This window comes from Haloferula sargassicola, from assembly GCF_040362925.1.
GTDB classification, from domain to species: Bacteria; Verrucomicrobiota; Verrucomicrobiia; order Verrucomicrobiales; family Akkermansiaceae; genus Haloferula; species Haloferula sargassicola.
Genome location: NZ_BAABRI010000042.1, coordinates 1 through 2,900, shown reverse-complemented (window position 1 = coordinate 2,900; position 2,900 = coordinate 1). Strand labels below are relative to the sequence as shown.

General features: G+C 53.6%; 2 tRNA genes and 2 rRNA genes. All 4 read left to right on the top strand.

What is annotated here, in order from left to right:
- Positions 1–10 precede the first annotated feature (10 nt).
- Positions 11–1,534 (top strand): 16S ribosomal RNA (locus ABXH26_RS20435).
- 240 nt (positions 1,535–1,774) lie between these two features.
- Positions 1,775–1,850: transfer RNA gene (locus ABXH26_RS20430), tRNA-Ala, on the top strand.
- Positions 1,851–1,978: 128 nt separating this feature from the next.
- A tRNA-Ile gene (locus ABXH26_RS20425) sits at positions 1,979–2,055 on the top strand.
- A gap of 300 nt (positions 2,056–2,355) precedes the next feature.
- Positions 2,356–2,900 (top strand): 23S ribosomal RNA (locus ABXH26_RS20420); the annotation flags it as partial.

Sequence of the window (2,900 nt, the reverse complement as noted above, 5' to 3'; positions counted from 1 at the left end):
AGCTACGTTTTTTACGGAGAGTTTGATTCTGGCTCAGAACGAACGCTGGCGGCGTGTTTAAGACATGCAAGTCGTACGGGGGACTTTGATAGCTTGCTAGAGAAGTTCCTAGTGGCGCACGGGTGAGTAACACGTGAGTGACATGCCCTGCAGTGGGGGATAGCCCGCCGAAAGGCGGATTAATACCCCATGGTTTCCGCAAGGATAAAGGTGGCTTTTAGCTGCCGCTGCAGGATTGGCTCGCGTCCTATCAGCTTGTTGGTGAGGTAACGGCTCACCAAGGCGACGACGGGTACCTGGTTTGAGAGGATGATCAGGCACACTGGAACTGAGACACGGTCCAGACACCTACGGGTGGCAGCAGTCGAGAATAATTCACAATGGGGGAAACCCTGATGGTGCAACGCCGCGTGGAGGATGAAGGTCTTCGGATTGTAAACTCCTGTCATTTGAGAGCAAGACCTGGCGGTGAATAGCCGACAGGGTTGATAGTATCGAAAGAGGAAGGGACGGCTAACTTCGTGCCAGCAGCCGCGGTAATACGAAGGTCCCGAGCGTTGTTCGGAATCACTGGGCGTAAAGGGAGCGTAGGCGGCAAGGTAAGTCAGGTGTGAAATCCCGGGGCTCAACCCCGGAACTGCACCCGATACTGCTTTGCTAGAGTAATGGAGGGGTAGCTGGAATTCTCGGTGTAGCAGTGAAATGCGTGGATATCGAGAGGAACACTTATGGCGAAGGCAAGCTACTGGACATTTACTGACGCTGAGGCTCGAAGGCCAGGGGAGCGAAAGGGATTAGATACCCCTGTAGTCCTGGCAGTAAACGGTGTGCGCTTGGTGTGAGGGGTTTCGACCCCCCTTGTGCCGGAGCTAACGCGTTAAGCGCACCGCCTGGGGAGTACGGTCGCAAGACTAAAACTCAAAGAAATTGACGGGGACCCGCACAAGCGGTGGAGTATGTGGCTTAATTCGATGCAACGCGAAGAACCTTACCTGGGCTTGACATGCATTGCTAAGCTGCTGAAAGGCAGTGAGTCTTCGGACACCTTGCACAGGTGCTGCATGGCCGTCGTCAGCTCGTGTCGTGAGATGTTGGGTTAAGTCCCGCAACGAGCGCAACCCCTGTGATTAGTTGCCAGCACTTCGGGTGGGGACTCTAATCAGACTGCCCAGATCAACTGGGAGGAAGGTGGGGACGACGTCAGGTCAGTATGGCCCTTACGCCCAGGGCTGCACACGTACTACAATGCCCAGTACAATTGGAACCGATACCGTGAGGTGGAGGAAATCCGTTAAAACTGGGCCCAGTTCGGATTGGAGGCTGCAACTCGCCTCCATGAAGTTGGAATCGCTAGTAATGGCGCATCAGCTACGGCGCCGTGAATACGTTCCCGGGTCTTGTACACACCGCCCGTCACATCATGGAAGCCGGTAGCACCCGAAGTATCTGTATAGGTCCTAAGGTGAAGCTGGTAACTGGGATGAAGTCGTAACAAGGTAGCCGTAGGGGAACCTGCGGCTGGATCACCTCCTTTCTAAGGAGAAATCGGCAGGTGTTTTTCGAAACACCCTGACCGAAGGTCGGCACAAGCATCCCCGATGTAAATCAGATGCTTGTGAGAGTGAGTTCGGCTCACTCGCACCAACCCTTGTATTTCAAGATCGGCCCGAAAGGGGCCGTGCGAACGTGCGGCGCGCGATTCGATCTTTTCCGTTCCCTTCCCGGTTGTGCGGGTGGGTCTGAAAGACCTGCCCACCACGACCAAGGTTGACCGGGGGGTATAGCTCAGTTGGTAGAGCGCCTGCTTTGCAAGCAGGATGTCATCGGTTCGAATCCGGTTACCTCCACCAACTGGCGAAAGCTGAAACACGAAAAAGCTGAAAAGCTGGAATTTCGTAAAGCCCGCGATACCGGAAAGCGCCTCGAAGAGAGGTTTCAGCTTTTCAGTATTTCAGGGTTTCAGCTTTTGCACCAATAGGGGCCTGTAGCTCAGTTGGTTAGAGCACACGCTTGATAAGCGTGGGGTCACAGGTTCAAGTCCTGTCTGGCCCACCATCTTTACCCTCCGACCCTCGATCCGGAAGAAACCAGAGCTTCAACTGGGAGGAATTTCCCGCTCTTTGACATCCACATGGAGAAATTAAAGTTTTTCCTGACTGCGACAGAAATAAATACGCTTCACTGAAAGCATATGGTGTTTCTTGCGCGGTTCTTGGAAATACTCGATTTTATACCCAACTCCTTGAGTGAGGTCGATGACCGAGCTCGAGCGAATTGAATACGGCAGGACTCTGACGTGACAACCTTGCGTCAGGTCCAACGAAAGAACCAAGGAGCTGATTTCAAAGAAACTGGAATCAAGCTTTAAAGGGCACAGAGTGAATGCCTTGGTGCCAACAGGCGATGAAGGACGTGATAAGCTGCGATAAGCTTCGGGGAGCCGCAAATTGGCTTTGATCCGGAGATTTCCGAATGGGGTAACCTGGCGGAGTTAGAGCTCCGTCGTCCCTTCCTGAACAAAATAGGGAAGGGCACGCGATACCCGGTGAAGTGAAACATCTCAGTAACCGGAGGAAAAGAAATCAACCGAGATTCCGTAAGTAGTGGCGAGCGAACGCGGACCAGCCCAACCATTAGTGACCAGCGACGATAGTGTAAGCGTTTGGAACGACGCGGCATAGAGGGTGAGACCCCCGTGCGCGAAATCCGAGCTGGCTAGGTGCAAGTAACACACCACACGTGAAACGGTGTGTGAAGATGGGGGGACCACCCTCCAAGGCTAAATACTCGTTGGCGACCGATAGTGAACCAGTACCGTGAGGGAAAGGTGAAAAGAACCGCTGTGAGCGGAGTGAAATAGAACCTGAAACCCTGTGCCTACAAGGTGTCAGAGCCCCTTT